This is a genomic window from Methylobacterium oxalidis, assembly GCF_007992195.1.
Taxonomy (GTDB): Bacteria; Pseudomonadota; Alphaproteobacteria; order Rhizobiales; family Beijerinckiaceae; genus Methylobacterium; species Methylobacterium oxalidis.
In genome coordinates this window covers 1-26,055 of the sequence record NZ_BJZU01000021.1, presented here as the reverse complement: position 1 = coordinate 26,055, position 26,055 = coordinate 1, and the positions used below count along the sequence as shown (strand labels likewise).

Below are 26,055 nucleotides of genomic sequence, written 5' to 3'. Positions count from 1 at the left end.
CCCACTCTCTCCAGCCGTAAGGCGCGCGCCGAGAAGCGCACACGAGGCGCTTGACCCGGCGCGCCGAGAGGCGCCCGGGGGTGTCGTTCAGGTGTTCCGGTGGTCTGGACCGCCGCTCCGCCCCGGCGCGGCGATCCCTGTCGGAGGGCCTCGCCCGGACCGCCCCCTCGCGGCCCAGGCGATGCCGCCTCAGGCGTTGCCGGAGGTCTCGAAATCGGCCGGCGTGGCCGGCGCGGTGTCCGCCGGCTCGGCGGCGCCGCCGATGCGCTCGGCGATCGGGGTCAGGTTCCGCAGCGAGCCGAGATGGAGGTAGATCAGCTCCAGCTCGTCCGCCTGCATCAGCTCGGCGAGCCTGTCCGCAGGCAGAGCCTTGAGGCGGTCGCGGTTGACCACGCTGAAGCCCGACAGCGTCGAGCGCTGGCCGGTGCGCAGGGTGAACTGCGCCTGCATCGGCTCCAGCAGGTCGAGATCCTGCAGCCGCTTCACGAAGTCCTTCGTGCGCTGGAACTGGACCTGGTAGGCCTGGAGGAATCCGAGCACGTTCTGCAGGTACTGCGTGCGCTCGCCGTCCGCATCGAACAGGCGCTCGCCGCGGCCCTCGTCGTTGCAGCCGGAGAACTCCTCGTCGACGCACAGGGTGAAGGTGGCGTCGGCCTCGTTCGCGTTGTCGCTGGAGAACACGAACGGGTAGCGGCGCAGGAAGGCCGGCACGTAGTTGCCCGCCCAGGCGCCCGAATCGTTGACGTAGAGGTTCTCGTTGTCGCGGATGCCGAGGAGCGCCACCGGGATGATCTCGTCGGCGGCGCCGCCGAACACGATCGTGTACTCGGCCGCCGCGTTGCCGAACTCGGCCACCATCAGGGGCACGGAGTTGACGCCGCGCGCGAACTCGAAGGTCGTGCCCGCCTTGACGGACCAGGAGCCGTGGCGCTGCCGCGTCACCGGAACCGCGCGCTCGTAGATCAGAAGTTGCTTGGTCATGTGTCCCCCAGGGGATGGATGTGCGGTTTCCGCATCGTTCCGTACGCTTCGTACCAACGCGGTCGCACGTTGCGGAGATGGGCGGCGCGTTTCGCGTTGATCCTGCGTCTCACGCCGCACGCCGTATTCTGAAAAGCACAGTTGAGGTAAATCAAAGGCGGCTCAAAGCTTGGCCCTGAGCGCACAGCTATTCGCTGAAATAAAGTCGAGCTGCGCATCCTTCGCCGCTATTTTCAGCGTATTCGGACGATCCCTGCGCGCTCCGAGCGGTCGAGCTGCGGATCACGTGAGCTTTTGGTGTCTTTGCCGTTCGCGCCGTGACGGCGGGTGCGGCTGCTGATTCTGCCGTGACTTGGAAGACATCAAGATGAGGGATCGGGCCGCCGGGGCGACGTCGGATGGTTCCGGGCCCCATGCGCCGGCACAGGCCGGCGCCGGCGCGGATTCGCAGGGCTGCGGCTGGCCCGGGAGGCACGAGAAGCCGGCCCGGTGATTCGGTCGCTTCGCGCAGGCGGGGCCCGACCGGCGCGGACGATCAGGCGCGGACCGTGCGCCGGGCGCGCAGGGGCCTCAGAAGCTCCGCCTCGGTCCCGAATTTCGCGATGTAGGCGGTGTTCAGCCCCAGGCATTCCCGCGAGGAGCAGGCGTCGCGGTGGACGCATTGGTAGAAGCCGTTGCGCTCGAACTCGCGCCAGAAATCGGGGTCGATGTGCAGCTCCGGCTGGCCGTTGACGAGCGCGTCGCCGAGCTCGCCCAGCAGGCATTCGGGGAAGTTCTTGACCTCCACCGCCCGGCCGAGGGCGCGGGCCCGCAGGACCGCCTCGCGCAGGTAGGGCAGGATCTCGGCGTGGGAGGCCACGAGGCCCTTCGCGTCGCGCTCGGCCATCGGGAAGTAGACCCAGAACTCCATCTGCGTCAGGCGCTTGAGGTGCGCGAGCCGCTCCACGATGCCGGGCAGGAGGCGGTAGCTCCGCGCCGTCACGACGGTGTTCGTGAGCGTCGCGACGCCCTCCATCGCGTCCAGGGTCTCGAGCCCCCGCAGGGCGCGCTCGAAGGAGCCGGGCACGAGGGTGAGGCCGTCGTGGCTCGCCGCGTCCGAGCCGGCGATCGAGACGAAGAACTCGTCGATCCCGGCCTCGACGAGGCGCCGGCAGAAGCTCGGCTGGCCGAGATGCATGCCGTGGGTCTGGATGCGCACGTGCTCGAAGCCGCTCGCCCGGGCGCGGCGGGCGAGGTCGGGCAGGTCGCGCCGGAGCGTGATCTCGGAGCCCGTCAGGATCAGCCCGGTCCAGCGCCGCTCCCGCGCGTTCCGCGCCAGCAGAGCCTCGAAATGGGCGTCGGATTCCGGCGCGAGCCGGTCCATCGTGCCCTCGATCATGCAGTGCACGCACTTCAGATTGCAGCGGAACTCCATCGTCAGCGAGACGTAGGCGGCGTGGTCGTAGAGAGCCATCGCGCGCCTCACAGCAATCCGTAATAGGCGCTCTTCGTCACCGCCGGGCGGCCGTCGACGACCGCGTAGTCGATGCCGACGTCGAAGAGCAGGTGGGAGAGCCGCCGCCGCTCGTCCCGCAGGAAGGCGAGGAGATCGGCCGGGTAGGCGAGCCGTTCGAGGGCGAGAATCAACGGGTCGATCCCGATCCGCGAGAAGTAGACGCCATCGCACAGGCGCTTGTTCGCCACGACGACGGTGTGGCAGCCCATCAATTCGGGCCAGAGAATCTGGTCGAGATCGAGGCCGGCGAGGTCGAGATGGGCCGAGCAGGCGGCCTTGGCGCGGATGGCCTCGCGCTCACTCGCCGCGTCGAAGAAGCTGTAGAGGTTGTCGAAGCGCAGGCCCTCCCGCGTGAGCGCGTAGGAGAGCCCGGACGAGACGCTGCTGCCGGGATTGCCCACGTAGATGTTGATCTGGTCGAGGTCCCGCTCGCCCCGCGCCAGCGCCGCGTCGAGGTCGAGCGAGAACATGAAGTAGGGACGCCCCTCCGGGTCACCGAGCCGCGTCGGCGCGAAGGGCGCCAGGATCGCCAGGACCCGCGCGACCGACACCGCACGCTCGAGGCGCGCATAGTCGTAGAAGTAGAACTCCCAGGTGGTGACCGCGCCGCGCCGCTTCGCGCCCCAGACGCTGCGGCCGGGGCCGAGACCGGCGCGCAGGGCGTCGCAGATCGCGTAGAGGCGCGGGTGCGCGCCGGCGCCCGCCAGCGAGTGCCAGAGCAGCGTCGATTGCCGCAGGCGGCCGGTGGTCGGTCCCAGCGGCTCGTAGTCCCACAGGCAGTAATCGGCGTAGCGGTCGTCCGGAGCGGCGAGTTCGACGCGGGCGGAATCGAGTCTCATGTACCCGATCCCGCGGCGACGCCGGAGTAGAGCGTGAGGAAGGGGCGCCCGTCCCGCCCGACGCCGCCCGCAACGTGGCCGAGGGATTCCTCGCGCCGCTCGGCGAGCACGGAGGCGGCCTCGGGCGGGGGCACGCCGAGATCGGCGAAGGCCCCGGCGAGGAGCGGTTCGGCCGCGGCGACCGGGAGGCCGCAGGCGTAGAGGTTGAGATCGTAGGAGAGGCGCGGGCCCGGCGCCTCCCGGGCTTCCAAGTAGTGGGGCAGGCCGCGCCCGCGCGCCCGCGCCAAGTCGAGGAGCGCCCGCGCCGGGGCGAGCACGCGGGGTCCGGCCTCGCCCCAGCCGGCCTCGCCCGCACCGAGGCGTGAGAGGCGCGCGGCGATCGCCTCGGGCGTGCGCACCCGCGGCCAGTGGTAGAGGGTGACGACCGGCGGCCCCGGCCGGCGCGGGTCCCACTTGTAGGCGCGGTGCACGAGGAGCGGCTCGCCGCCCGGCGCACCCTCGTCGGCGAAGGCCGCATCCGTCCGGGCCGACCACTCGACGTAGAGCTTGTAGAGCGGGCCCGCCGGCCCGTCCTCGTATCCGAGGTGCAGCAGGTCGGCCTCGGCCATGAGGGCCGCGGCCTCGGCGCGCGCCGCCTCGGCGAGGCCGAGCTTGGCCGCGAGCGCGTCGAGGACGGGGCCGGACTCGGGGCCGAGGCTCGTCCGGTGCAGGCTCATCAGGAACCGGTCGGTCTGGAGCACGCCCGCCGACGCCTTGACGGAACGCTCGTAGCCGAAGGGCTGGCCGAGGCCCGCGACCAGGTCGGCGAGGCGGGCGCCGTCTTCGCTCCGGCGTAGCGCCTCGGGCCCGGCGGCGGCGCGCGCCGCGGGCGCGACGCGAACCTCCGCGCGCGGGGCCTCGGCCGGCCCGTGCAAACGCTCCATCAGCAGCGCGTGCGGCGCCATCGTCTCCGCGATCTGAACGGCGCGGGCGCGGATTCCGGCGAGGAAGGTCCCGAGGCCGCGCGGGCCCGCGAGGTCGACCGGCGCGAAGGTGCGGCGCGGCAGGAGGTCGGCGCCCGCGAGCAGGCGGTAATGGTCGCTCTCCCCGAAGAGGCGCGCCTCGGGCACCGAGACCCGTCCGCCGATCTCGTAGAGATCGAGCCGGTCGGCGAGCGCGTCCGGCAGCGGCGCGGCGCGGGCCGCCGCCCAGAACGGCTCCGTGCGGCGGCCGAGGGCGTAGTGCAGCGCCACCGCGCCGAATGCCTCGTCCGCGAGATCGTTCATCCGCCGGGCATAGGCCTGGCGCAGCACGGCCACGCCCTCGCCGCGCGGCAGGTGCTCCACGAACGCCTCGAGGGCGCAGACGATCAGGTCGGCCTCGAACCCGCCGAGCGGGCCCGGGTCCCGGGCCGAGGCTCCGATCGCGACGACGTTGCGCAGCCAGGGCGCCCGGCGGCGGCCCGTCCGCAGCACGCGGTGGCGGATCGCGGCGCCGGGCGCCGCGCCGCTCAAGTCCCTCAAGGCGGTCTCGGCGGCCTCCGGTCCGGTCGCCTCCGACCGATAGGCGAGCGACGCCTCGGTGCGGCCGGCGAGCGGCAGGCGCGAGGTCCAGCCTTCGGGCGCGCCGGCATAGGTTGTGAAGGGCGGGCGCGCCGGGTCCGGCGGCAGCGCGAGGCTCGCGAGGCGGTCGCAGACGCCCGCCGCCGCGTCCTCGATCCAGGGCTCGCCGAGGGTCCCGCCGATGAGGAAGGCGGCGGCACCCGTGCCATCGACGAAGATGTCGCCCGCGACGCTGGCGCCGCCCTCGAGGGTGAGGCTCTCCACGTCGCCGAGCGGGCTGGTCTCGGCCGCCACGACCCGGCCCGTGATCGCGCGCACGCCCTCCGAGATGGCGATCTCGCGGAAGAAGGGCACGAGGCCGGCGCGGTCGAGATGGTAGCCGTAGCTACCCGCCTCGGTCACCGCGGAGCCGCCCTCCTCCGGCGCGGGACCGCGCCCGGCCGCCGCCATGTGGGTCTGCGGGGCGTAGTCCCCGTAGGCGCCCGCCTCCTCGCCGTCCAGGCGGTGCTTCAGCCAGGGGTGGAACAGGTCGAGCCCGTCGATGCGCGGCCCGCACTCGCCGTAGGGGTGCCAGTGGCCCGCGCCCTCCTCGAACCAGCCGTCGTAGCGGTTGGCGAGAGCGTAGGTCGCGCCGCAGCGGCGCATGAAGATCGCCTCGTCGACCGCGAAGCCGCGCAGGAAGCGGGTGAAGGCGGGCCGCGTCGCGAGGGCGCCCGGCTCCGGCGCTGCGGCAGCGGCGACGAGCGTCACGGGCGAGCCGATCCGGCGAAGGACGCGCCGAAGGTAGGCGGCCGACATCCAGGCCGCGAGGCCGCCCCCGACGACGACGACGCGCGGGGCTCGAGTGTCGGCGGTGTGGCGCATCATCGGGAGATCTCGGCTGCCGCCGCGGGTAGGACGCGGGCGAGAGCCGGTAGCGCCGCGGCGAGGAGGTCGGCAAGGGGAGCGGCCGGCAGGACGAGGTCGGCACCCGGCCGCACGCGCTGGCGCTGGATCGCGTAGGTCGGGCGCAGCAGATCCTCGTAGCGGCCGAGATAGGCGTCGAGGGAGGCGAGGAGCGGCGGCCCGGCGCGCGGGTCGCGCAGGGCCTCGGCGGTGAAGCTGCGGAGCTTGCGCGCGAGCGCCACGTCGAAGGGCACGTCGAGCCAGATCAGGTAGTCGATGTGGCAGCCCGTGCCCGCGTGGGCGCGCCCGAGGAGGGTGTCGAACAGGGCGACCCGCGGCTCGCCGCGCGGCAGGCGCAGGCTGCCGCCGCGAGCGCGGTCCGGCACGCTCTCGCCGCGCTTGAGGGCGGCGAGATCCGTCGCGAGGCCCGGCAGCGGAACCTCGGCGAGGGGCGCGCCGCGCCGCAGCCAGTCGGCGACGCGGTCGGGCGGCCAGGCCGTGATGCGCTCGTAGGCGTCGTAGGACAGGATCGGGGCGCCGCCGAGCTGCCGGCTCAGCGCCTCGGCGAGGCTGGTCTTGCCGCTGCCGGGGGGACCGGCGACGGCGACGACGAAGGCCGGCCCGCTCACGGGTGGCCCCCGGGCTTTCGCGCCTCGATCAGGTGGAAGGGCGTCTCGAGCTCGACGGCGCCGACCGCGACATCCGCGAAGCCGAGGCCGCGCAGCACGTCGCAATAGAGGTCGGCCGAGCGGAAGAACGGCTCGAAGACGAGGTTCGGCGCGGCGGCGAAATCCGCCCGGCGGCCGCGCCGCGGCAGCGGCGCCCGCTCGAAGATCACGAGGCACCCACCGGGTTCCAGGGCCTGCCCTGCGCGGGCGAGCAGGGCGCGCGCCTCCTCCTCGGGCCAGTCGTGGAGCACGGACTTGAAGGTCACGAGGTCGTGGCCCCCGGGCAGAGGATCGCGGCGCATGTCGGCGGGGTGGAAGGCGACCCGCGCACCCTCCTCCCGCCCCGACAGGTTCTCGCGGCCGAGCGCGCAGACCACGGGCAGGTCGACCACCGTCGCGGCGAGGTGCGGGGCCCGCGCGCAGGCGCGTGCCGCGAACTCGCCGCTGTTGCCGCCGAGATCGAGCAGGCGGCGGTGGCGGGTCAGGTCGATCCGGTCGAGGCAGGGGCCGGCCTCGTAGCGGGTAAGGCAGGTCGTGTAGGAGACCCAGCGGCGGGTCGCGGCGATGTTCTCGGGCGTCAGCGCGAAGCAGCGGTCGTAGCGGAACAGCTCGAAGGTGCGCGAGCCCTCCATGAAGGCCGGCATGTCGGCGACGAAGGCGGGAAACAGCGTGCGCAGGTCCTCCGCCGCCGCGGCGGCGAAGGCGAGCTTCGCCTCGATCAGGTCGCGGGCCGGGAGCACGGCCCGGAACTCCGGCGTCAGCGCGACGCCCTCTTCCTCTTCCGCCAGCACGCCGCTCTCGACGAGGAGCCCGACGAGCATGCCCACCCGCTCGGGCGGCAGGCGCGCGGCCGCGGCGAGGACGGGCACGGCGGCGGACCTGCGCGCGAGGCGGCCGATAAGCCCGCGCTCGAGGGCAAAGGCGAGGGCCCGCGCCTCGATCTCGTGGGCGAGGAAGCGCTCGACACGCGGAAACCCGATCTCCGCCGACAGCCTGTTCGGCGCATTCATGGGCAGGGCGGCGTGAATGCTGGGGTGAGACGCTGGATCAACACAAAATCCCCGACGCTGATCGTCCGCGCCACATTCCAATCCTGATTCGCCAGCACGGAGAGCGGGGATAGCACTGATCGTGTTGCTCTGCGACACTTGCAAAGCAACATGAAGTCGATATGCAGCAAAGGCAAGGTGCTCGTCGACGAGCGCTTTTACTCGAAAAAGACATTGACGGTGACTTGGGTGCATCACCCCCGCTTCGGCAGGGGCCGGTCCGGGCGCCGCGCCGAATGGGGGACGCCGTGAGCGACACGATGGGGACCGGGGCCGACGCGAAGGCCACCGATAAGGTCCGCGCGATCGAGTGGCGCGAGGACGGGATGGCGACCCACTTCGCCAACGTCGTCAACGTGCAGGGCACCCGCGAGCAGGTCGACCTGTTCTTCGGCACGAACCGGACCTGGAACGTCGCCGAGACGGCGAACGTGGTGGTCGACCTCTCGAACCGCATCATCCTGACCCCGCTCGCGGCCAAGCGCCTGCTCTCGGTGCTCGGCGGCGTCCTCGCCGAGTACGAGACCCGCCACGGGCGCCTCGACCTCGAGGGCTGATCACACACAGCGCAGCACGGGTCCGGCGGGGCGGGCGGCGAGCCATGAGCGAGCGTTTGGCGGCGGAGATGCCAGCGGCGGCCCAACCGGACGGCCGCCTGTCCGTCCTCGAGCCGGCCCTGTGGCAGCGCCTCCAGGCTGCCGATACGCTGGCAGAGGCCGCCAAGGCGTGGCTGACGCTTCAGGTCCGGATGCTGGCGGCCGCCACGGGCGGCTGCGTTCTGGCGCCACGCGACCTCGCCCCCATCGCCGTCACCGGGACGGAATCCGAGAGCTTTCTGCGCGAGGCGGCCGCCGCGGCGCTGCGGGAGAACCGCCCCGTGGTGCACGAGACGGAGGACGGGCCGACCCGCGCCGCCGTCGCCCTCCCCCTCGTCGCGGACGGGGCCGCCTTCGCGGTCGCGGCCTTCGCGGTGGAGACCCGCGACAAGGACGAGCTCCGCGGCGCGGTGCGGCAGGTGCAGTGGGGCGCGGCCTGGCTCGTCGCCAAGCAGAGCGAGGTGATCGGCCGCCAGGACCGGCAGGGCCTCGCCCGCTCGCGCGCCGCCCTCGATCTCTTGGCCGGCGTGCTGGAGCAGCCGGGCTTCCGCGGCGCCTGCATGGCGGCCGTCACCGACCTCGCCATCACCTTCTCGTGCCAGCGCGTCGCCATCGGCTTCATGCGCCGGGGCGTCGCCCGCATCGCCGGCATCTCGCACTCGGCGCAGTTCGGCCGCGAGATGAACCTCGTGCGCCGCCTCGGCGCCTGCATGAACGAGGCGGTGGATCAGCGCAGCCTGATCCTGTTCCCGCCCCCGCCGGGCGAGGTCTTCGTCACGACGGCGCACGCCGACCTCGCCCGCCTCCAGCACGACGGGCGCGTGCTCACCGTGCCGCTGCTCGTGGACGACCGCTTCGTCGGCGCCGTCACCCTGGAACGGCCGGGCGACCAGCCGTTCCTGCCCGAGACCATCGACCTGATCTCGGCGACCTGCGCGGCGATCGGCCCGGTGCTCGAGGAGAAGCGTCAGAACGACCGCTGGCTGGCGCTCAAGGCCGCCGACTCGATGATGGGCCTGCTGCGCCGGATCGTCGGACCGAACCGGACCGGGCTGAAGCTCGGCCTCGCCGCGCTCGTCGCAGCGATCCTCGCCCTGTCGCTGATCCAGGCGGATTACCGCGTCACCGCGGATGCCCGCGTCGAGGGGCTGGTGCGCCGCTCGGTGGTGGCGTCGTTCGACGGCTACCTGAAGGCTGCGCATTTCCGGGCCGGCGACACGGTGCGCAAGGGCGACCTCCTCGCCGCATTGGAGGACCGCGACCTCGCGCTGGAGCGCCTGCGCTGGGTCACCGAGCGCCAGCAGCGCACCTACGAGTACGACAAGGCGCTGGCGACCCGCCAGCCGGCCACGATCAACGTGGTCAAGGCCCAGATCGACCAGGCGGACGCGCAGATCCGCCTCATCGACGAGCAGCTGGCGCGGGCGAAGTTCACCGCCCCCTTCGACGGGCTGATCGTCTCGGGCGACCTCTCGCAGTCGATCGGCGGCGCGATCAGCCGCGGCCAAGTGCTGTTCGAGATCGCCCCGCTCGACGCCTACCGGGTGGTGCTCAGCGTCGACGAGCGCCTGATCGCCGACCTGCGCGAGGGCCAGACCGGGCAGATGCTGGCCTCGTCCCTGCCCGACCAGCCGCAGGCGCTCACCGTCCAGACCATCACGCCCGTGGCGGAGGCCAGGAACGGCCGCAACCTGTTCCGGGTCGAGGGCCGCATCACGGAGGGCTCGACCCGCCTGCGTCCGGGCATGGAGGGCATCGCCAAGGTCGACGTCGACCGGCGCCTGCTCGTCTGGATCTGGGCCCGGCCGGTGGTCGACTGGGCGCGCCTCGCCCTCTGGCACTGGTGGCCGTGAGGCGGCCATGGCGCAGTCGCTCTTCAGCCAGTCCTGGTACCGGGTCGCGGGCCTGAAGCCGCGCCTGCGCCGTCACGCCGAGATCCATCGCCAGCGCTTCCGCGGCGAGGTCTGGTACATCCTGCAGGACCACCAGACCGGGCGCTTCCACCGGCTCTCGCCGGCCGCCAACCTGATCGTCTGCCTGATGGACGGGCGCCGCACCCTGCAGGAGATCTGGGAGCAGGCGGCGCGGCGCAACGAGGACGACCCGCCGACCCAGGACGACGCGATCCGCCTGATCTCGCAGCTCCACGGCTCGGACCTCCTGCAGGGCGACCTGCCGCCGGACCTCGCGGAGCTCGCCGAGCGCTCGGCCTCCACCGCCCGCCGCACCCTGATCGCGCGGGTGCGCAACCCCCTCGCCCTGCGCTTTCCCCTGTTCGACCCGGACGCCGCCCTCGACCGGCTGGCGCCGCTCTACCGGCCGCTCTTCACGGCCTGGGGCTTCGGCGTGTGGCTGGCCGTGCTGATCACCGGCGCGGTGCTCGCCGCGCTGAACTGGAACCAGCTCACCGGCGACGTCGCCAACCAGATGCTGTCAGCGCAGAACGTCGCGCTGATGATGTGCCTCTACCCCGTCATCAAGGCCCTGCACGAGGCCGGCCACGCCTGCGCGGCGAAGGCCTGGGGCGGGGAGGTGCACGAGGTCGGCATCATGCTGCTCGTGCTGCTGCCCGCCCCTTACGTCGACGCCTCCTCCTCGGCCGCCTTCGCCAGCAAGTGGCAGCGGATGATGGTGGCCTCCGCCGGGATCTTCGTGGAGCTGTTCCTGGCCGCCGCCGCCGCGATCGTCTGGGCGCTGGCCGAGCCCGGCCTGGTGCGGGCGGCGGCCTTCAACGTGATGGTGATCGGCAGCGTCTCCACGCTCGTGTTCAACGGCAACCCGCTGCTGCGCTTCGACGGCTACTACATCCTCGCCGACCTCGTGGAGATCCCCAATCTCGGCTCCCGGGCGAACCGCTACGTCTTCTACCTGATCGAGCGCTACGTCCTGAAGATCGAGGGCGCGGAGAGCCCGGTGACGGCGCGGGGCGAGCGGGGCTGGATGGCCTTCTACGCGGTGAGCGCCTTCCTCTACCGCACCACCGTCTCCCTCGCGATCGCGACCTTCGTGGCGACGCAATACTTCATCTTCGGCATGCTGCTGGCGATCCTGGCCGTAACCGGCATCGTGGTCGGCCCGCTCGTGAAGGGCCTCAAGTTCATCCTCTCGGACCCGAAGCTCAACGGCCGGCGGCGGCGCGCCGTCCTCGTCGCGGGCGGCGCGGTGCTGACGGTGCTGGCCGCCCTGTTCGCGGTGCCCCTGCCCTACGCCACGATGGCGCAGGGCGTCGTCTGGGTGCCGGACGACACGCAGCTCCGCGCCCGCACCGACGGCGTCCTCACCGGGCTCCTCGTGCAGCCCGGCCGTGAGACCGGCCCCGGGGAGGCCGTGGCTGTGCTGGAGGATCCGAGCCTCGACAGCCGCGTCGCGGTCCTGGAGGCGCAGCTCGCCGAACTGCGCCTGCGCTACGACGCGGCCCGCCTCGGCGACCGGGTGCAGGCCCAGATCCTCCAGGAGCAGATCGCCAGCGCGCAGGAGAGCCTGCGCGTGTTCCGCGAGCGCCGGGCCGACCTGACGGTCCGCGCCGAGCACGCGGGGCGCCTGATCGTGCCGGGCGCGGTCGACCTGCCCGGCCGCTACCTGCGCCGGGGCGAGCGCATCGGCTACGTGCTCGCGGCGGACGATCCCGTAATCCGCGTGGTGGTGCCGCAGGCCGACGTCGATCTCATCCGCAGCCGCACCCGCGCGGTCGCGGCGCGGCTCGCGGAGGCGCCCGAGACCGTGCGCCTCGGCGCCGTCGCCCGCGAGGTGCCGGCCGCCCAGCAGGACATCCCGAGCCTCGCGCTGACGACGCAGGGCGGGGGCACCATCGCGGTCGACGCGAGCAACCCGCAGAAGCCGGTGGCGCTTCAGAGCATCTTCATCTTCGACGTGCAGCTCGCGGGCGGCCTGCCCCTCGACGTCCTCGGCGAGCGCGTCTACGTCCGGTTCGATCACGGCCACGAGGCCCTGGCCTGGCGCCTGCTGCGCGGGCTGCGGCAGGTCTTCCTGAGCCAGTTCCGTGTCTGAGGCGCTGCCAGCCCCCGGGCTAGCCCCGGCCTCGCGCGCAGGCCCGCCCCTGCCGCGTGCCCGCGCCTACGCCGAGCGCCCGAATCCGAAGGCGACCGCCCTCGACCAAGCGGTGGCGCGGGTCATCGGCCTCGCGCGGGCGGGGCTGTCGCGCTTCGGTGCCCGCCGCTACGCCCGCATCGCCGCGGGCGCGCTGGCGCAGGAGGCGGCCGTCGCCGCCCTCCCCCGCGAGGCGCTCGACGCGGAGATCCGCGCGGTCGCCGGCCGCCTGCGCGGGCGCGAGCGTTTCCGCGACGCCGACATCGCCCGCGCCTTCGCCCTGATCCGCGAGATGTCCGGCCGGGTCAGCGGCCAGCGCCACTACGCCGTCCAGATGATGGGCGCCGCGGCGCTCCTCGACGGGCGCGTCGCTCAGATGGCCACGGGCGAGGGCAAGACGCTGACCGCGACGCTCGCCGCCGGGGCGGCGGCGCTCGCGGGGCTGCCGGTCCACGTCGTCACCGTGAATGACTACCTCGCCGAGCGCGACGCCGAGCTGATGCGCCCGCTCTACGCGGCCCTCGGCCTCAGCGTCGGGGTGATCAAGGAGAAGCAGGAGCTGCCCGAGCGCGCGGCGGCCTACGCCTGCGACATCACCTACTGCACCAACAAGGACCTCGCCTTCGACTACCTGCGCGACCGCATCGCCCTCGGGCAGCGGGCGAGCGACGTCCGCCTCAAACTCGAGAGCCTGCACGCGGCGGGCGGCCGCCTCGGGCAGCTGCGCCTGCGCGGCCTGCACTTCGCCATCGTCGACGAGGCCGACAGCGTGCTGATCGACGAGGCGCGCACCCCGCTCATCATCTCGGCCGCCGCCGGCACGCAATTCGGGTCGAAGACCCTGTCCCGGGCGATGGCGGTGGCGGCGCTCCTCGAGAGCCCGCGCGACTACCTGATCGAGGCGAGCGAGCGCCGCGTGCTGCTCACGGAGGCCGGGCGCGACCGCATCGCGGAGCTCGTGGCCGGCGACGGGCCGGCCTGGCGCGGCCGCGTCACCCGCGAGGAGCTGGTGCGGCAGGCGCTCTCGGCGCTGCACCTGTTCGTGCGCGACGAGGACTACATCCTGCGCGAGGGCAAGGTCGTGATCGTCGACGCCAATACCGGCCGCGTCATGCCGGACCGGGCCTGGAGCGACGGCCTCCACCAGATGATCGAGCACAAGGAGGGCTGCGCCCTCTCGCAGGGACGCTCGACGCTCGCGCGCATGACCTACCAGCGCTTCTTCCGGCGCTACCGCCGGCTCTCGGGCATGACGGGCACCACGACCGGCGTCGTCGCGGAGTTCTGGAGCGTCTACCGCCTGCCCGTCGTGCGCATCCCGACCCACCGGCCGGTGCAGCGACGCCACCTGCCGGACGCCGTCCTGCCGGACGCTCCCGCTCAGTGGCGCCATCTCACGGCACGGATCGCGGAGCTGCACGCGCGTGGCTGCCCCGTCCTCGTCGGCACCCGCTCGGTGGCGGCCTCCGCCAAGGCCAGTGCCCACCTGACGGCGGCGGGCCTGCCCCACACGGTGCTGAGCGCGGCCCAGGACGGCGCCGAGGCCCTGATCGTCGCCGAGGCCGGCCAGCCCGGCCGCATCACGGTGGCGACGAACATGGCCGGGCGCGGGACCGACATCAAGCTCGGGCCGGGCGTCCACGAGGCCGGGGGCCTGCACGTCATCATGGTGGAGCGCCAGGACGCGCGCCGGATCGACGACCAGCTTGCCGGCCGCAGCGGGCGCCAGGGTGAGCCCGGCTGCTTCCAGGCGATCCTCTCCCTCGACGATCCGCTCCTCGACGACGGCGCGATCCCGCGCGGCCTCGCCCGCCGCACCCTCGCGGTCGCCGCCTCGCTCCTCGGCCCGCGCCGCGCCGAGCGCCTCGGCGCCCTGCTCCTGCGCCACGCGCAGGGACGGACCGAGCGCCTGCACGCGCGCATGCGCGCCGACCTCCTCCGCTCCGACCAGATGCAGGACCGCATCCTGGCCTTCGCCGGCCATTCCGAATGAGGACGCCCCCGATGACGACCCGACCGACGACGCCGATGCGCCGGAGCCTCCTCGCCCTCGGACTGATCCTGTGCGGGGGCGCGGCGGAGGCGCAGGCCACGCGGGTCGACTGCGTGGTGGAGCCGGCCCAGAAGCTGAAGATCGGCAGCGCGACGGTCGGAATCCTGAAGAGCGTCGGGGTCAACCGCGGCGACACGGTCAAGGCCGGCGACGTCATCGCCCGCCTCGATTCCAGCGTCGAGGAGGCGAACGTGGCGCTCGCCAGGGCCCAGGCCGAGACCTCCGCCGGTATCGAGTCCCAGAGGACCCGCGTCGAGCTCTACAAGCGCCGCCAGGACCGGCAGAGCCAGCTCGCCAAGGGAATCGTCACGCAGGAGAAGCTCGATCAGGTCGAGGCCGATTACGAGATCGGCAAGCGCGACCTCCAGACCGAGATCCTCAAGCACGACCTCGCGGGCATCGAGCTTCAGCGGGCGCAGGCCCAGCTCGACCTGCGCGTCATCCGCAGCCCCATCACCGGCCTCGTCACCGAGCGGCTGATGTCGGCGGGCGAGTTCGTGCGCCAGGACAGCGCGATCTTCACGCTCGTCCAGCTCGACCCGCTCTACGTGGAAGCCTACCTGCCGGTGCCGCGCTGGGGCGACGTCAAGCTCGGGCAGGCCGCCACCGTCGATCTCGACGAGCCGATCGGCGGCAGCTACCAGGCCAAGGTGACGGTGGTCGATCACGTGTTCGACGCGGCGAGCGGCACCTTCGGCGTGCGGCTCGAACTCCCGAACCCGGGCCACAAGCTGCCCGGCGGCCAGCGCTGCAAGGTCGGCTTCCCGCTTCCGGCCGGCGGCCCGGTCGCGACGGCGCTCCCGCCCGAGCGGCCCTGAGCGCGTCGATTCGCTTGTCGGCCGGCACCGGGATCGCGGGCCGCATCGGGCGGCTCCGCGACGTCGGCGCCCGGAGTGACGGCCCTCAGTGCGAGCGGTCGGTCCGGTCGGGCGCGTGGCCCATGTTGCTGTGGCGGTGATGCGCGTCGCGCTCGCCGCCGCCGCCCGAGACCGCGGATTTCGTGGTGTTCGTCGGGCTGCCCGGCTGCGGGCCGTGCCGCTCCTCGGTCTTCGGCTCGGAGCGGTCCTGGTGGCTGCTGCCGGGACCGCCGTGATGGCGGTCGGTGTTGGGGTGCTTCTGCGACGTGCTCATCAACGATCCTGCTGGTAGCCCTGGTTCGTGGTGTTCACCTTGCTGTTGCCCGACTGGCCGATCTTGTCCGGGTCCTTCGTCTGCGACGAGCCCTGGCCCTGCGAGACCGGGGCCTCGGTGGCGCTGCCGGTGCCCTTGGGCGAGCGGTTGGCGGGCGGGACGGGAGGCGGTTTCGTCGTCATGCGACCTCGCTTCTGGTTGTGATTCGGGGTTGTAGGGGGCCAACCCCGCGGCCGGCGACCCGTTCCGAGCGAATCCGCGCCGGCCGGGCCGCTGGGATGGCGCGCGGGACGGGGCTCAGCGCGCGGCGGGGCCGGTGGACCCGGTCGCGTCCGCGGGCGCGGGCTTGAGGCTCCACAGCTCGGTCGGCAGGCTGATCGGGGCGCCGGGCTTGTAGTCGGCCGAGTCCTGGATGTGCGAGGTCGTCACGTAGATCGTGCCGTCCGGCCCCTCGCCGAACGTGTCGGGCCAGCGCAGCCGCGCGTCCTGCACGAGCGTGGTGAGGCCCGCATGGCCCCCTGCCAGATCGCGGACCTTCACCGCGTCGTCCTGCGGCGAGGTCACGTACATCCGGCCGTCGTGGCGCGAGACCAGGAGGCCGTCGGCGACGCCGTTCTCGCCGACCGTCCTGATCTTGCCCGACAGGCTCTTGTCCGTGAGCGCCTCGGGCACCACCGAGGCCGTCGCCCAGCCGGTCAGCGCGTCGGTCGGCAGGCTGTAGAGGGTCTTGCCCTTGATCGCCTGCCAGTAGAGCGTGCCGCCGTCCTTCGAGAGGGCGATGCCGTCCGCCGCGAAGGTAACGCCGCGACCGTCCGGCCGGCGCAGCGGCTTGCCGTCGTAGGTCACCGTCACGGACTTGTCCGGCATGGTCGTGGGATCGCCCGCGAGCAAGCGCTTGGCCTTGCCGCTGTCGATGTCGACGACGATCAGCGCGCCCTCGGCACCGGAATCCGTAAGGTAGGCGGTCTTGCCGTCCGGCGAGATTCGCACGTCGTTGATGTAGGAGGCCTGCAGCACGGTGCTGGTGTCGAACGGGATCGTCTTGACGACCCGGTTGGTCTTCAGGTCGATCCCGACGAGCTTCGGCCCGTCCTTGATCACGTGCGCCATCGCGGGCGCGGCGGCGTCGACCACCCAGAGCCGGTCCCGGCCGTCCGCCACCACGCTCTGCACGCAGACGAAGTGGTCCTGCGGGGAGATCTCGTCGGCCTTGGCGTTGCGCCAGGAATTCCAGGCGGCGTCCGGGTAGGGCACGGGCTTGCCGTCCTTCACCTCGGCGACCGAGACGGGCGCGTCCTCGCTCCAGCGCGGGAAGTTGACGAAGATCCGCCCGTCCCGCGAGACGGTCACGCCGGTGACCTGATGCTCGAAGCTCGCGACCTTGGTGAGCTGGGCCTGCCCCGTCGCGGGCACCGTTGACTGCTGGGCGGAGACCGGCACGGCGAGCGGCAGCAGCGTGCCGGAGAGCAGGATCGCGGCGAGCCCGGTGCGGGCGCGGTGGGCTGTGTTCATGCGGGATGTCCTTTTGGGAGCGTGGGACGCGCAGCAGCGGTCCATCCGCCGGGCAACGCGGGCGCGGCCGGCCAAGCTCCGGCCCGTTTTCCGCCGGGCCGGGGCCGCTCGGCCTAGTAGCCTTTCCAGAGGCCGGGGGTCGCGAGTTCGAGGAGGTGCCCGTCCGGGTCCCGGAAGTAGAGGCTGGTGCCGCCCCGCGGCCATCGGGTACGCCCCTCGATGACGATATCCGCTTCCGCGAGATGAGCCTCCCAGGCGGGGAGCGCCTCGGCCGCGATCGCGAAGGCGACGTGGTGCGGCCCGCTGCCGTCGTGCGGCGGGATCGTGCCGCCGGGCGTCTCGATCGGGTGCAGCGAGCCGCCGCGGGGGAAGAGCAGCAGCACGCCGCGCCGGGCCACGTCGTAGCCGCGCATCCGGAAGTCGCTGTGGAGGCAGGGCAGCCCCATGACGCCGCCGTAGAAGGCGTCGGCCCGGTCGAGATCCTCGACGTACAGCACGGTCTCCAGGATGCCTGTCAGGTCCGGCATGAGCAGCCTCCCGCGATCGGACATGATGAGGCGGCGGTGCCCGCCCGAGGGATAACGGGCGGGCACCCCGGCGCGTCCCGTCGCCCGCCTCACCTTCGCCGCAGACGGCTGCCCGCCCCGGCACGCTGCCTGGCTCGGCCCGATCTCGGCGCTATCTTGGCGATGGGGGCTGCGGAGACGCGGGCGGGCTCCGCATCGTGCAGGGGCGGGAGCGGCTTTGGATCAGGTATCGGATCACGTCGACTTCCTCGTCATCGGCGGGGGCATCAACGGCACCGGAATCGCCCGGGACGCGGCCGGACGTGGGCTCTCGGTCATGCTGTGCGAGCAGGGCGACCTCGCGGAGGCGACCTCCTCGTCGAGCACCAAGCTGATCCACGGCGGACTCCGCTACCTGGAGCAGTACGAGTTCCGGCTCGTGCGCGAGGCCCTGGCGGAGCGCGAGCGCCTGCTGCGGCTCGCGCCGCACATCATCTGGCCCCTGCGCTTCGTGCTGCCGCACGACGAGGGCCTTCGCCCGGCCTGGCTGCTGCGGCTCGGGCTGTTCCTCTACGACCACCTCAGCAGGCTGCGGGTCCTGCCGGGCTCCGAGAGCCTGCGCCTGCGCGAATCCGATCTCGGCGCACCGCTCCAGGCCCGGCTGACGCGGGGCTTCGCCTACTCGGATTGCTGGGTCGAGGACAGCCGCCTCGTCGTGCTCAACGCCCGCGACGCGGCCGACCGCGGCGCCGAAGTGCGCACGCGGACCCGGGTCGAGGCCGCGCGCAGGTCGGAGGACGGCACCGCCTGGAACGTGCGCCTGCGCGACCTTTCGACCGGCGTCACGGGGAGCGTGCGCGCGCGCGCGATCGTCAACGCGGCCGGTCCCTGGGTCGCGGCGATCCTCGGGCAGACGCTCGGCCTCGACACGCGCGCCACCCTGCGGCTCGTCAAGGGAAGCCACATCGTGGTCCGGCGCCTCTACGCGGGCGAGCAGGCCTACATCCTGCAGCAGCCGGACCGGCGCATCATCTTCGCGATCCCCTACGAGCGCGACTTCACGCTGATCGGCACCACGGACGTCGCCTACGACGGCGCGCCCGGCCCCGTGACGATCTCGCCTGAGGAGACCGCGTATCTCTGCGCCTGCATCAACCGCTCGTTCGAGCGCCAGATCTGCCCGGCGGACGTGGTCTGGAGCTATTCCGGCGTGCGCCCGCTCTACGACGACGCGGCCGCCGACGCCTCGACCGTGACGCGCGACTACGTGCTGGACCTGGCCGCCGCGGACGGCGCCGCGCCCGTCCTGTCGGTGTTCGGCGGCAAGATCACCACCTACCGGCGGCTCGCCGAGCACGCGATGGAGAAGCTGAGGCCCTACTATCCGGGCCTGAGGCCGGCCTGGACCGGAGCGGCGCCGCTGCCGGGCGGCGACATGGCGGGTGCGGATTTCGAGACGTTCCTCGCCCGCTTCGCCGCGCACCACCCGTTCCTGGCGCCCGAGACCGCCCGGCGCCTCGCCCGCGCCTACGGCACCCGGGCGGAGCGGATCGTGGCCGACGCGCGCGGCATCGCCGATCTCGGCGAGCGTTTCGAGGCGGACCTCACCGCGGCCGAGATCGCCTACCTGCGCCGGGAGGAATGGGCCCGCACGGCCGAGGACATCCTGTGGCGGCGCACGAAGCTCGGGCTGCGCACGAGCGCGGAGGGCCTCGCGCGGCTCGAGCGCCACCTCGCCCACGCGGAGGCCGCCGCCTGAGAGACCGCGCGCGTCGGGGAGAACGCGCCGCCACGGAGGAAGCAGCCATGACGCGCTACGTCGGCGCCATCGACCAGGGCACCACCAGCACCCGCTTCATCGTGTTCGACCGCAGCGGACGCATGATCGCTTGCGCCCAGCGCGAGCACGAGCAGATCTACCCGAAGCCCGGCCACGTCGAGCACAGCCCGCAGGAGATCTGGCGGAACACGCAGGCGGTGATGCGCGAGGCCCTCGACGCGGCCGGCCTCACGCACAGGGATCTCCTCTCGATCGGCATCACCAACCAGCGCGAGACGACGCTGATCTGGGACCGCCGCACCGGGGAGCCGCTGCACAACGCCCTCGTCTGGCAGGACACGCGGGTCGAGCCGCTCGTGGCGAGCCTCGCCCGCGAGGGCGGGCGCGACCGCTTCCGGGCTCGCACCGGCCTGCCGCTGGCGAGCTACTTCTCCGGGCTGAAGCTCGCCTGGCTCCTCGACCACGTCGAGGGTGCCCGGGCGCGGGCCGAGGCCGGCGAGATCCTGTTCGGGAACGTCGACACCTGGCTCGTCTGGAACCTGACGGGCGGCGCGGCGGGCGGCCTCCACGTCACCGACGTGACCAACGCGAGCCGCACGCTGCTGATGTCGCTGGACGGGCTCGCCTGGGATCCGGACCTGTGCCGGGCGCTCGGAGTGCCCGAGGCGATCCTGCCGCGCATCGTCTCGTCGAGCGAGGTCTACGGGCAGACGCGGGCGCCCTTCGAGGGCATCCCCATCGCCGGCATCCTCGGCGACCAGCAGGCCGCCCTGTTCGGGCAGACCTGCTTCCGCCCCGGCGAGGCGAAGAACACCTACGGCACAGGCTGCTTCCTCCTGATGAACACCGGTGCGGAGCCCGTGCCCTCGACCTGCGGCCTCGTCACCACGGTCGGCTACCGGCTCGACGGGCAGGCGCCGGTCTACGCCCTCGAAGGCTCGATCGCGATCACCGGCGCCCTGGTGCAGTGGCTGCGCGACAATCTCGGACTGATCCGCGACAGTGCCGAGATCGAGGGCCTGGCCGCCGACGTCTCGGACAACGGCGGCCTCTACTTCGTGCCCGCCTTCTCGGGCCTCTACGCGCCGCACTGGTGCGAGAGCGCCCGCGGCCTCATCATCGGCCTGACCCGCTACGCGAACCGGGGCCACATCGCCCGGGCGGCTCTGGAGGCCACCGCCTTCCAGACGCGCGAGGTGGTGGAGGCGATGGTCAAGGACTCGGGGATCGACATCCGCGAGCTTCGCACCGACGGCGGCATGGTCGCCAACGATCTGCTGATGCAGTTCCAGGCCGACATCCTCGACGTGCCGGTGGTGCGCCCGCGGGTGACCGAGACGACGGCGCTCGGCGCCGCCTACGCCGCCGGCCTCGCCACCGGCTACTGGAACAGCCTGGACGACCTCGTCGCCAACTGGGGCGTCGACCATCGCTGGGAGCCGGCCATGGAGGCGGCCGAGCGCGGGCGCCTCTACGCGGGCTGGAACCGGGCGGTGAAGCGCTCCTTCGACTGGGCCGAGCCCGAGGCGTGAGGCCGCGTCACGGCGCGGGCCTGCGGCCGAGGCGCTCGGCCACGAGGATGCCGCCGAGCACGAGGGCGAGCGCCAGCGCGTCATTCCAGCCGAACGGCTCGCCGACGAGGAGCACGGCGAGCGCCGCGCCGAACACGGGCACGAGGTTCACGAACACGCCGGCCCGGTTCGGGCCGATGAGCTCGACGCCCCGCATGAAGAAGAGCTGCGCGGCGAGCGAGGGCCCGAGCCCGACGAAGGCGGCGATCAGCCAGCCCTTGGGCGTCGGCCAGATCGTCTGCCCGGCCGCCCATTCGGCCAGGAGCAGCGGCAGCGAGGTGGCGAGGGCCGCCGCCGCCATCGCGGTGAAGAAGGTCAGCGAGGAGACCTTGGGGCGGGAGGGCAGCGCCACCGTGTAGCCCGCGTAGAGAACGCAGGCGGCGAGCATCAGGAGATCGCCTCGGTTGAAGTCGAGCGTGGCGAGCACCCGCCAGTCGCCGTGGCTCGCCGCGACGGCCGCGCCGAGGAGCGTGATGGCGACGCCGACCCCCTGCCCCCAGGTCACCACCCGCCGGTAGACCGCGAAGTTGAGGAGGATGACGAGGACGGGGATCGCGCCCTGCAGGAGGGCGAGGTTGACCCCCCGCGTGAGCGTCCCGGCCGCGTAGAACAGGCTCGCGTAGATCGTGTAGCCGCAGGCACCCATGGCCAGCACGCGGCGCCAGCTCGGGACGATGCGGTGCCACTCGGCGAGCAGCGGGCGCCGCGCGAAGACCGCGAGGGCCGCGCAGGCCACCGCCCAGCGCAGGCAGGTGAGCGCCTGCGGCGAGACCTCGCCCACCGCCATCTTCCCCGCGGCCGCATTGCCCGCCCAGAGCAGCGCCGTGAGGGTGAGAAGCCCGTAGGCACGGCGGCCGGCGGCGGTGGAGGTAGGCGACATCTCCGGTCGGATCTCGTGGCGGAACGGGACGGAGTGTTAGGAGATCGCCGTCCGCAACGACAGGCGGCGGGGCGCAGGTCAGCCCCGCCCGGGCGCCTCAACGCGCCCCGCCCTCGCGCGCGAGCAGCCGGCGCTTGCGCTCGACGCCGAAGCGGTACCCCGACAGTGCCCCGTCCGACCGCACGATCCGGTGGCAGGGGATCGCTACCGCGATGCCATTGGCGCCGCAGGCCTGCGCCACCGCCCGGACGGCGGCGGGCGCGCCGATGGCGCGGGCGATGTCCGCATAGCTCGCGGTGCTGCCGGCGGGGATCCTGCGCAGGGCGTCCCAGACACGCTGCTGGAAGGCCGTGCCGCCGATGTCGAGGGGCAGGTCGAGCCCGCGGCCCGGCGCCTCCACGAAGCCGACCACCTCGGCGACGACGCGCTCGAAATCGCCGTCCCCAGGGCCGATCTCGGCCTTGGGGAAGCGCGCGCGCAGGTCCGCGACGAGAGCCTCGCCGTCGTCGCCGAGCAGGATCGCGCAGATGCCCCGCTCCGTCGCCGCCACCAGGATCGCTCCGAGGTAGCAGGTCGTCGCGGCGTAGCGGATCGCCGCGCCGGCGCCGCCGTCCCGGTAGGCCCGCGGCGCCATGCCGAGTCGCGCCCCGGCGCTGGCGTAGAAGCGGCTCGGCGCGTTGAACCCGGCCTCGTAGACGGCCTCGGTGACGCTCGAGCCGCGCTGCAGCTCCGAGGCGGCCCGCGCCGCCCGCCGCGCGTCGGCGTAGGCCGCCGGGGTGACGCCCGCCACCTCCTTGAAGACGCGGTGGAAATGGAACGCGCTCAGCCCCGCCGAGCGGGCGAGATCGGCGAGCGCCGGCACGGTCTCCGCCGTCTCGATCGTCCGGCAGGCCCGGGCCACGATCTCGGCCCGGCGCTCGCGCCGGGACGGCTCGTTCGGCCGGCAGCGGCGGCACGGGCGGAAACCCGCAGCCTCCGCCGCCTCGCAGGTGGGATGGAACGCGACGTTCTCCGGCCGCGCCCGCCGCGCCCGGCAGCTCGGGCGGCAGTACACGCCCGTCGTGCGGACGGAGTAGACGAAGAGCCCGTCGGCGCCCGCGTCCCGCCGCGCGAGGGCCGCCCAGCGCGCCGCCTCGTCCGGGCCCGGCGCCCGGCCCGGCTCGATGTCTCCGTGGATCTTCTCGGCCATCAACATCGACCATCTCTCCCGGCTTGCCTCTGGCGCGCGGATCGGCGCCCGGTCTCGGCTCACCTTCGCCCGCCCGCGCGGCCCGCGCTTCCCGGCTCTTGCTCGGCAATCCGCGCCGCGTCGCCGGTCCAGAGGTGCAGGACGGCGTAGGAGCGCCACGGCCGCCAGCCCTCCGCCCGGCGCAGCAACTCGGCCGGGGTCGGCCGCCCCCGCCCGAGATCGAGGGCGCGCAGCAGGCCGATATCGCCGACCGGCAGGGCGTCGGGCTCGCGCAGCGCCCGCATGGCGATGTACTGCGCCGTCCACGCGCCGATGCCGGGAAGCGCGGTCAGCCGCTCCACCGCCCTGTCGAGCCCCTGCCCCGGCGCGAACAGGTCGGGCTCGGCGAGACACGCGGCCGCGAGCGAGGAGATCGCGCGGCCCCGCGCCCGCGGCATGTTCAGCGCGGCCGCCACATCCGCCTCGGCGAGGCGCTCGGCCTCCGGGAACAGGTGGGTGAGCCCGTCGCTCCGCGCGGCGAGGTCCGGCGCGAGCGGCGTCCCGAGGGCCGCGACGAGCCGGCCAGCGAGGCGCGTCGCCACCGCCACCGAGACCTGCTGTCCGAGGATCGCGCGGACCGCCATCTCGAACCCGTCGAAGGCGCCCGGGACGCGCAGGCCCGGGCGCGCCCGGACGAGGGGCGCGAGCGCGGGATCGGCCGCGAGGCGGGCCGCGATCGGCTCGGGGGCGGCCTCGGTGTCGAACAACCCGCGCAGGCGGTCGAGGATGGCGTCGTGGTCCCCGGCCGGCAGGTCGATCGTCACGCGCAGCGCGTCCCGTGCGGGCTCCACCGCGACCGTGCCGTGAACGCCCCGGTGCCGCAGCGTGCGCCGGTACAGGCCGGGCTGCACCGACTCGACGCCGGGGATCGCCCGGCCGGCCAGGAAATCCGTCATCGCCGCCCAGTCGTAGGGCGCCCGGACGGGGATGGCGCGGTCGCTGCCCAGGCTCATCGGCGCTCCCCCGTCCGCCCACGCGCCGGCGCCTTCCGCGACCGGACAGAGGCCGCCCGAGAGTCGACGGGGAGCGGTCGCGCATGGCACAACCCGGAAAGGCATGTGGGGTGCTGCATCGTGAGTGAGAGCGGAACGGCGCGGGGCGTGAGTTTCGGCGTCGAGATGGGGCCGAGCAATCCGCGAATCCGGATCCAGATCGGGGAACGGTCGATCCCGGTGGATATCGAGCCGGAACAGGCGGCCAAGCTCGGACTCTCCCTGCTCGCAGCGAGCGCGATCTGTTCGCCGGGCCACCCGCGGCCGAACCAGGGCGAGGCGATCGAGCCCGTGCACCTGCCCGTGGTCGGCTGGCAGACCGGCAGCCTCAGCGCCTCGCGCCTGCCGGTGATGGTGGCGCACCTGCTCGGCGGCGCCCAGATCGTGCTGCGCTTCTCGGTCGACCAGGCGATCGCCTGCGCGAACGCCCTTCAATCCGTCGGCGAGAGCCTGCGCTCGCCCCCGCCCGCGGCCTGACGGAGCCGCCGGAAGCCGGGCGGGAAGAAATCCGGGTCGGTGAGCGCGGCTGCCAGGAAGGCGAACAGCCCGGCATGCAGCGCGACCGCGGCCGGCCCCACAACCTGCATCTGCCAGAGGGCTGCAGCCCCGCCCGCCATCAGGGCCGGCGCGGCGAGGTAGACCGCCTCGCGCCACGGGGCTGCGGGACGGGCGAGGCGCCACAGACAGACGAGGAGCGCCGCGAGCGCGAAGCCGCCCTTGACCAGGGCCATGAAGCGGATCAGCCGCGCGAGATCGGGCTCGATCCCGGCCGGAGCGCCGCCGAGCGCGAAGGCCGCCGCCGGCGCCGCCAGCGCGAGGCCGACCATGGCGGCCCGGCGTCCGCGCCGGTCGCGCGGGGCTGAGATGGGCGAGGTCCTGTCGAGGAGAATGGCCGCGTCGTGCATCCTGCGCCTCCTTCGGGACCCGAGGGTAAACGCCGGCCGAGCCGAGGGATAGTCAGGACGTCTCCGCCCACTTCATCGCACCCGAGCGGTCGCGGACGCCGAGCGCCCGGTAGAGGGCGTTGGCGTGGACCTTCACGGTGTTCTCGGTGAGTCCGAGGCTCTTGGCGATCTCCTTGTTCGAGAGGCCGGAGCGGATCAGGTGCAGCACGTCGAGCTGGCGGGGCGTCAAGCGGAAGGGCTGAGCGTTGCGCCGCTCCGAGCCGGGCTCGCCCACCGCTTCCGCGGCGAGCGGCAGCGCCACGAGCTCGGGCGGCACGAACACGTCGCCGCCCATCATCTGCGCCACCGCTCGGACGATCTCGGCCGGCTCGAACGTCTTGGGCACGTAGCCGTGCAGGCCCGCGCGCAACGCGAGGAAGATGTCATCCCGTCGGAGCGCGGCGGCGAGCGCGGTGAGGCGCAGGTCGGGATAGACCTCGCGCACGCTGCGCAGGCTCAGCGGATTGCCGACGCCGGGCGTCGCGAGATCGAAGGCCGCGAAGGCGATGTCCTTGCGCTCGTCGAGCATCTGCAGAGCCTCGTCCAGCGACCCGGTCTCCAGGACGCTGCCGAAGCCGCACCCGCTCTGCAGAAGCGTGGCGAAGGCCTCCCGGAACAGGCGGTGCGTGTCGACGATGAGGGCGAGGGGCCGGTCCGCCATGCCCGTCACATCCCGTCGGCGCCACCGCGGCGCGCCGGGAGTCGGCGGGTGGTGCAACCGCACGCGTCGCGAACGAACATCAAACCGACGACCCTGAAATGACCCTCACACAAGGTATACCGGACCTCACAACGCCAAGCATGACAAGAACGATCCGAAGATCCATCCAATCATTTGAGTGTGTTTTACACTAACATAGCATCAAATGATGATCTCCGTACGCTTTTGTACATGTCAAGAACATTCGTTAATTTTAACTGTGCTAGGATGCCGAGGTGTGTGGGAAGATCCAGGAGCCGACACCCGGCGTGCGGCTCCAATACTCCGATGGGGGTAATCTCGTTCCGCGAAAATTCCGGGCGGCGACGTCACGAGGCTCGACAGTAAAATCCGCGTCAGCGCCGGCCTCGTCACTCGGGAAACGGCACGGAACGGGCTGTCGCAGACGGGCCAAGTATGTTTCACCGACGCTTCGGCAGGTTCGACCCGCAATTTTTACCATGCTGCCAGCCGCGAGCGGCACCGTAGAGTAAAGATGCGTTAAGCTTGAGTGGGAATAACCAAAACGACACGGATGATTAGGTATTAAGCCGTAGGATTAGCGACAGATTGCGCTGGATTCCCATCGTACGAACCGTCTACAAAACCTCGGCCTCGGAGGATCGATCGCCGTGAGAAGTGAGCGCAACTCGGTCG

General features: G+C 72.8%; 23 protein-coding genes. 8 read left to right on the top strand and 15 right to left on the bottom strand.

Annotated features, from left to right (window positions below; all coding sequences use genetic code 11):
* Window positions 1-189: 189 nt before the first annotated feature.
* The 6 genes from MOX02_RS07120 to MOX02_RS07095 form a co-directional block, all read right to left on the bottom strand.
* Window positions 190-981: a SapC family protein gene (locus MOX02_RS07120; protein ID WP_147025115.1), complete on the bottom strand. Its 792-nt coding sequence runs from the start codon at window positions 979-981 to the stop codon at window positions 190-192.
* Window positions 982-1,516: 535 nt separating this feature from the next.
* The gene (locus MOX02_RS07115) at window positions 1,517-2,434 is read right to left on the bottom strand and encodes a radical SAM protein (protein ID WP_147025114.1); all 918 of its coding nucleotides are present in this window, start codon (window positions 2,432-2,434) and stop codon (window positions 1,517-1,519) included.
* A gap of 8 nt (window positions 2,435-2,442) precedes the next feature.
* Entirely contained in the window at window positions 2,443-3,315 is an 873-nt protein-coding gene (locus MOX02_RS07110; RefSeq protein WP_147025113.1) for a hypothetical protein, read from the bottom strand.
* A complete protein-coding gene (locus tag MOX02_RS07105) occupies window positions 3,312-5,723 on the bottom strand; it encodes a tryptophan 7-halogenase (protein WP_238179388.1) in 2,412 nt (803 codons plus the stop codon). The genes MOX02_RS07110 and MOX02_RS07105 overlap by 4 nt, the downstream gene beginning before the upstream one ends.
* The gene (locus MOX02_RS07100) at window positions 5,720-6,370 is read right to left on the bottom strand and encodes an AAA family ATPase (RefSeq protein ID WP_147025112.1); all 651 of its coding nucleotides are present in this window, start codon (window positions 6,368-6,370) and stop codon (window positions 5,720-5,722) included. The genes MOX02_RS07105 and MOX02_RS07100 overlap by 4 nt, the downstream gene beginning before the upstream one ends.
* On the bottom strand, window positions 6,367-7,419 hold the full coding sequence (locus MOX02_RS07095) for a methyltransferase (protein ID WP_147025111.1): 1,053 nt from the start codon (window positions 7,417-7,419) through the stop codon (window positions 6,367-6,369). Before MOX02_RS07095 ends, MOX02_RS07100 begins: the two co-directional genes overlap by 4 nt.
* A gap of 287 nt (window positions 7,420-7,706) precedes the next feature.
* Here MOX02_RS07095 and MOX02_RS07090 point away from each other — a divergent pair, with 287 nt between their 5' ends.
* The 5 genes from MOX02_RS07090 to MOX02_RS07070 are packed head-to-tail and all read left to right on the top strand — an operon-like array spanning window position 7,707 to window position 14,972.
* Window positions 7,707-8,015 carry a DUF3467 domain-containing protein gene (locus MOX02_RS07090; protein WP_238179386.1) on the top strand — a complete coding sequence of 103 codons (309 nt, stop codon included), beginning with the start codon at window positions 7,707-7,709 and terminating at the stop codon, window positions 8,013-8,015.
* Window positions 8,016-8,059: 44 nt separating this feature from the next.
* Complete coding sequence (locus MOX02_RS07085; RefSeq protein ID WP_147025110.1) at window positions 8,060-9,907, top strand: efflux RND transporter periplasmic adaptor subunit; 1,848 nt, start codon at window positions 8,060-8,062, stop codon at window positions 9,905-9,907.
* A gap of 7 nt (window positions 9,908-9,914) precedes the next feature.
* Window positions 9,915-12,062: a PqqD family peptide modification chaperone gene (locus tag MOX02_RS07080; protein ID WP_147025109.1), complete on the top strand. Its 2,148-nt coding sequence runs from the start codon at window positions 9,915-9,917 to the stop codon at window positions 12,060-12,062.
* The gene (locus MOX02_RS07075; protein WP_174804888.1) at window positions 12,055-14,094 is read left to right on the top strand and encodes a preprotein translocase subunit SecA; all 2,040 of its coding nucleotides are present in this window, start codon (window positions 12,055-12,057) and stop codon (window positions 14,092-14,094) included. Before MOX02_RS07080 ends, MOX02_RS07075 begins: the two co-directional genes overlap by 8 nt.
* 11 nt (window positions 14,095-14,105) lie before the next feature.
* Window positions 14,106-14,972: an efflux RND transporter periplasmic adaptor subunit gene (locus tag MOX02_RS07070; protein WP_147025108.1), complete on the top strand. Its 867-nt coding sequence runs from the start codon at window positions 14,106-14,108 to the stop codon at window positions 14,970-14,972.
* 85 nt (window positions 14,973-15,057) lie between these two features.
* Here MOX02_RS07070 and MOX02_RS07065 read toward each other — a convergent pair whose 3' ends face one another.
* From MOX02_RS07065 to MOX02_RS07050, 4 genes are all read right to left on the bottom strand, one after another.
* Window positions 15,058-15,285, bottom strand: a complete 228-nt coding sequence (locus MOX02_RS07065; RefSeq protein WP_147025107.1) for a hypothetical protein — start codon at window positions 15,283-15,285, stop codon at window positions 15,058-15,060.
* Window positions 15,285-15,467: a hypothetical protein gene (locus MOX02_RS07060; RefSeq protein ID WP_147025106.1), complete on the bottom strand. Its 183-nt coding sequence runs from the start codon at window positions 15,465-15,467 to the stop codon at window positions 15,285-15,287. Before MOX02_RS07060 ends, MOX02_RS07065 begins: the two co-directional genes overlap by 1 nt.
* 115 nt (window positions 15,468-15,582) lie before the next feature.
* Entirely contained in the window at window positions 15,583-16,797 is a 1,215-nt protein-coding gene (locus MOX02_RS07055) for an L-dopachrome tautomerase-related protein (RefSeq protein ID WP_147025105.1), read from the bottom strand.
* Window positions 16,798-16,910: 113 nt separating this feature from the next.
* Entirely contained in the window at window positions 16,911-17,324 is a 414-nt protein-coding gene (locus MOX02_RS07050) for a VOC family protein (protein WP_147025104.1), read from the bottom strand.
* 217 nt (window positions 17,325-17,541) lie between these two features.
* Between MOX02_RS07050 and glpD the strand changes: the two genes are divergently transcribed.
* Both glpD and glpK read left to right on the top strand, forming a co-directional pair.
* Window positions 17,542-19,062 carry a glycerol-3-phosphate dehydrogenase gene (glpD, locus tag MOX02_RS07045; RefSeq protein ID WP_147025103.1) on the top strand — a complete coding sequence of 507 codons (1,521 nt, stop codon included), beginning with the start codon at window positions 17,542-17,544 and terminating at the stop codon, window positions 19,060-19,062.
* Between the two features lie 47 nt (window positions 19,063-19,109).
* The gene (glpK, locus tag MOX02_RS07040; protein ID WP_147025102.1) at window positions 19,110-20,615 is read left to right on the top strand and encodes a glycerol kinase GlpK; all 1,506 of its coding nucleotides are present in this window, start codon (window positions 19,110-19,112) and stop codon (window positions 20,613-20,615) included.
* Between the two features lie 7 nt (window positions 20,616-20,622).
* On the opposite strand, the gene MOX02_RS07035 is transcribed toward glpK, so the two are convergent.
* From MOX02_RS07035 to MOX02_RS07025, 3 genes are all read right to left on the bottom strand, one after another.
* The gene (locus tag MOX02_RS07035) at window positions 20,623-21,534 is read right to left on the bottom strand and encodes a DMT family transporter (protein WP_147025101.1); all 912 of its coding nucleotides are present in this window, start codon (window positions 21,532-21,534) and stop codon (window positions 20,623-20,625) included.
* Between the two features lie 97 nt (window positions 21,535-21,631).
* Window positions 21,632-22,729, bottom strand: a complete 1,098-nt coding sequence (gene ada / locus MOX02_RS07030; protein ID WP_147025100.1) for a bifunctional DNA-binding transcriptional regulator/O6-methylguanine-DNA methyltransferase Ada — start codon at window positions 22,727-22,729, stop codon at window positions 21,632-21,634.
* A gap of 53 nt (window positions 22,730-22,782) precedes the next feature.
* Window positions 22,783-23,715, bottom strand: coding sequence for a DNA-3-methyladenine glycosylase family protein (locus tag MOX02_RS07025; RefSeq protein ID WP_147025099.1), 933 nt, complete (start codon window positions 23,713-23,715; stop codon window positions 22,783-22,785).
* Between the two features lie 120 nt (window positions 23,716-23,835).
* Between MOX02_RS07025 and MOX02_RS07020 the strand changes: the two genes are divergently transcribed.
* Complete coding sequence (locus tag MOX02_RS07020) at window positions 23,836-24,231, top strand: hypothetical protein (protein WP_147025098.1); 396 nt, start codon at window positions 23,836-23,838, stop codon at window positions 24,229-24,231.
* Here MOX02_RS07020 and MOX02_RS07015 read toward each other — a convergent pair.
* Both MOX02_RS07015 and MOX02_RS07010 read right to left on the bottom strand, forming a co-directional pair.
* Window positions 24,186-24,659 (bottom strand): hypothetical protein, encoded by a 474-nt coding sequence (locus MOX02_RS07015; RefSeq protein WP_147025097.1) that lies wholly within the window; start codon window positions 24,657-24,659, stop codon window positions 24,186-24,188. The two genes, MOX02_RS07020 and MOX02_RS07015, sit on opposite strands and share 46 nt — an antisense overlap.
* A gap of 52 nt (window positions 24,660-24,711) precedes the next feature.
* Entirely contained in the window at window positions 24,712-25,359 is a 648-nt protein-coding gene (locus tag MOX02_RS07010; protein ID WP_147025096.1) for a LuxR C-terminal-related transcriptional regulator, read from the bottom strand.
* Window positions 25,360-26,055: the final 696 nt, after the last annotated feature.

Bases quoted from the DNA above. Each gene is read 5' to 3' on its own strand.
- MOX02_RS07120 (WP_147025115.1), bottom strand. From the start codon at position 981: ATGACCAAGCAACTTCTGATCTACGAGCGCGCGGTTCCGGTGACGCGG.
- MOX02_RS07115 (WP_147025114.1), bottom strand. From the start codon at position 2,434: ATGGCTCTCTACGACCACGCCGCCTACGTCTCGCTGACGATGGAGTTC.
- MOX02_RS07110 (WP_147025113.1), bottom strand. From the start codon at position 3,315: ATGAGACTCGATTCCGCCCGCGTCGAACTCGCCGCTCCGGACGACCGC.
- MOX02_RS07105 (WP_238179388.1), bottom strand. From the start codon at position 5,723: ATGATGCGCCACACCGCCGACACTCGAGCCCCGCGCGTCGTCGTCGTC.
- MOX02_RS07095 (WP_147025111.1), bottom strand. From the start codon at position 7,419: ATGAATGCGCCGAACAGGCTGTCGGCGGAGATCGGGTTTCCGCGTGTC.
- MOX02_RS07085 (WP_147025110.1), top strand. From the start codon at position 8,060: ATGAGCGAGCGTTTGGCGGCGGAGATGCCAGCGGCGGCCCAACCGGAC.
- MOX02_RS07080 (WP_147025109.1), top strand. From the start codon at position 9,915: ATGGCGCAGTCGCTCTTCAGCCAGTCCTGGTACCGGGTCGCGGGCCTG.
- MOX02_RS07070 (WP_147025108.1), top strand. From the start codon at position 14,106: ATGACGACCCGACCGACGACGCCGATGCGCCGGAGCCTCCTCGCCCTC.
- MOX02_RS07065 (WP_147025107.1), bottom strand. From the start codon at position 15,285: ATGAGCACGTCGCAGAAGCACCCCAACACCGACCGCCATCACGGCGGT.
- MOX02_RS07060 (WP_147025106.1), bottom strand. From the start codon at position 15,467: ATGACGACGAAACCGCCTCCCGTCCCGCCCGCCAACCGCTCGCCCAAG.
- MOX02_RS07055 (WP_147025105.1), bottom strand. From the start codon at position 16,797: ATGAACACAGCCCACCGCGCCCGCACCGGGCTCGCCGCGATCCTGCTC.
- MOX02_RS07050 (WP_147025104.1), bottom strand. From the start codon at position 17,324: ATGCCGGACCTGACAGGCATCCTGGAGACCGTGCTGTACGTCGAGGAT.
- glpK (WP_147025102.1), top strand. From the start codon at position 19,110: ATGACGCGCTACGTCGGCGCCATCGACCAGGGCACCACCAGCACCCGC.
- MOX02_RS07035 (WP_147025101.1), bottom strand. From the start codon at position 21,534: ATGTCGCCTACCTCCACCGCCGCCGGCCGCCGTGCCTACGGGCTTCTC.
- ada (WP_147025100.1), bottom strand. From the start codon at position 22,729: ATGTTGATGGCCGAGAAGATCCACGGAGACATCGAGCCGGGCCGGGCG.
- MOX02_RS07025 (WP_147025099.1), bottom strand. From the start codon at position 23,715: ATGAGCCTGGGCAGCGACCGCGCCATCCCCGTCCGGGCGCCCTACGAC.
- MOX02_RS07015 (WP_147025097.1), bottom strand. From the start codon at position 24,659: ATGCACGACGCGGCCATTCTCCTCGACAGGACCTCGCCCATCTCAGCC.
- MOX02_RS07010 (WP_147025096.1), bottom strand. From the start codon at position 25,359: ATGGCGGACCGGCCCCTCGCCCTCATCGTCGACACGCACCGCCTGTTC.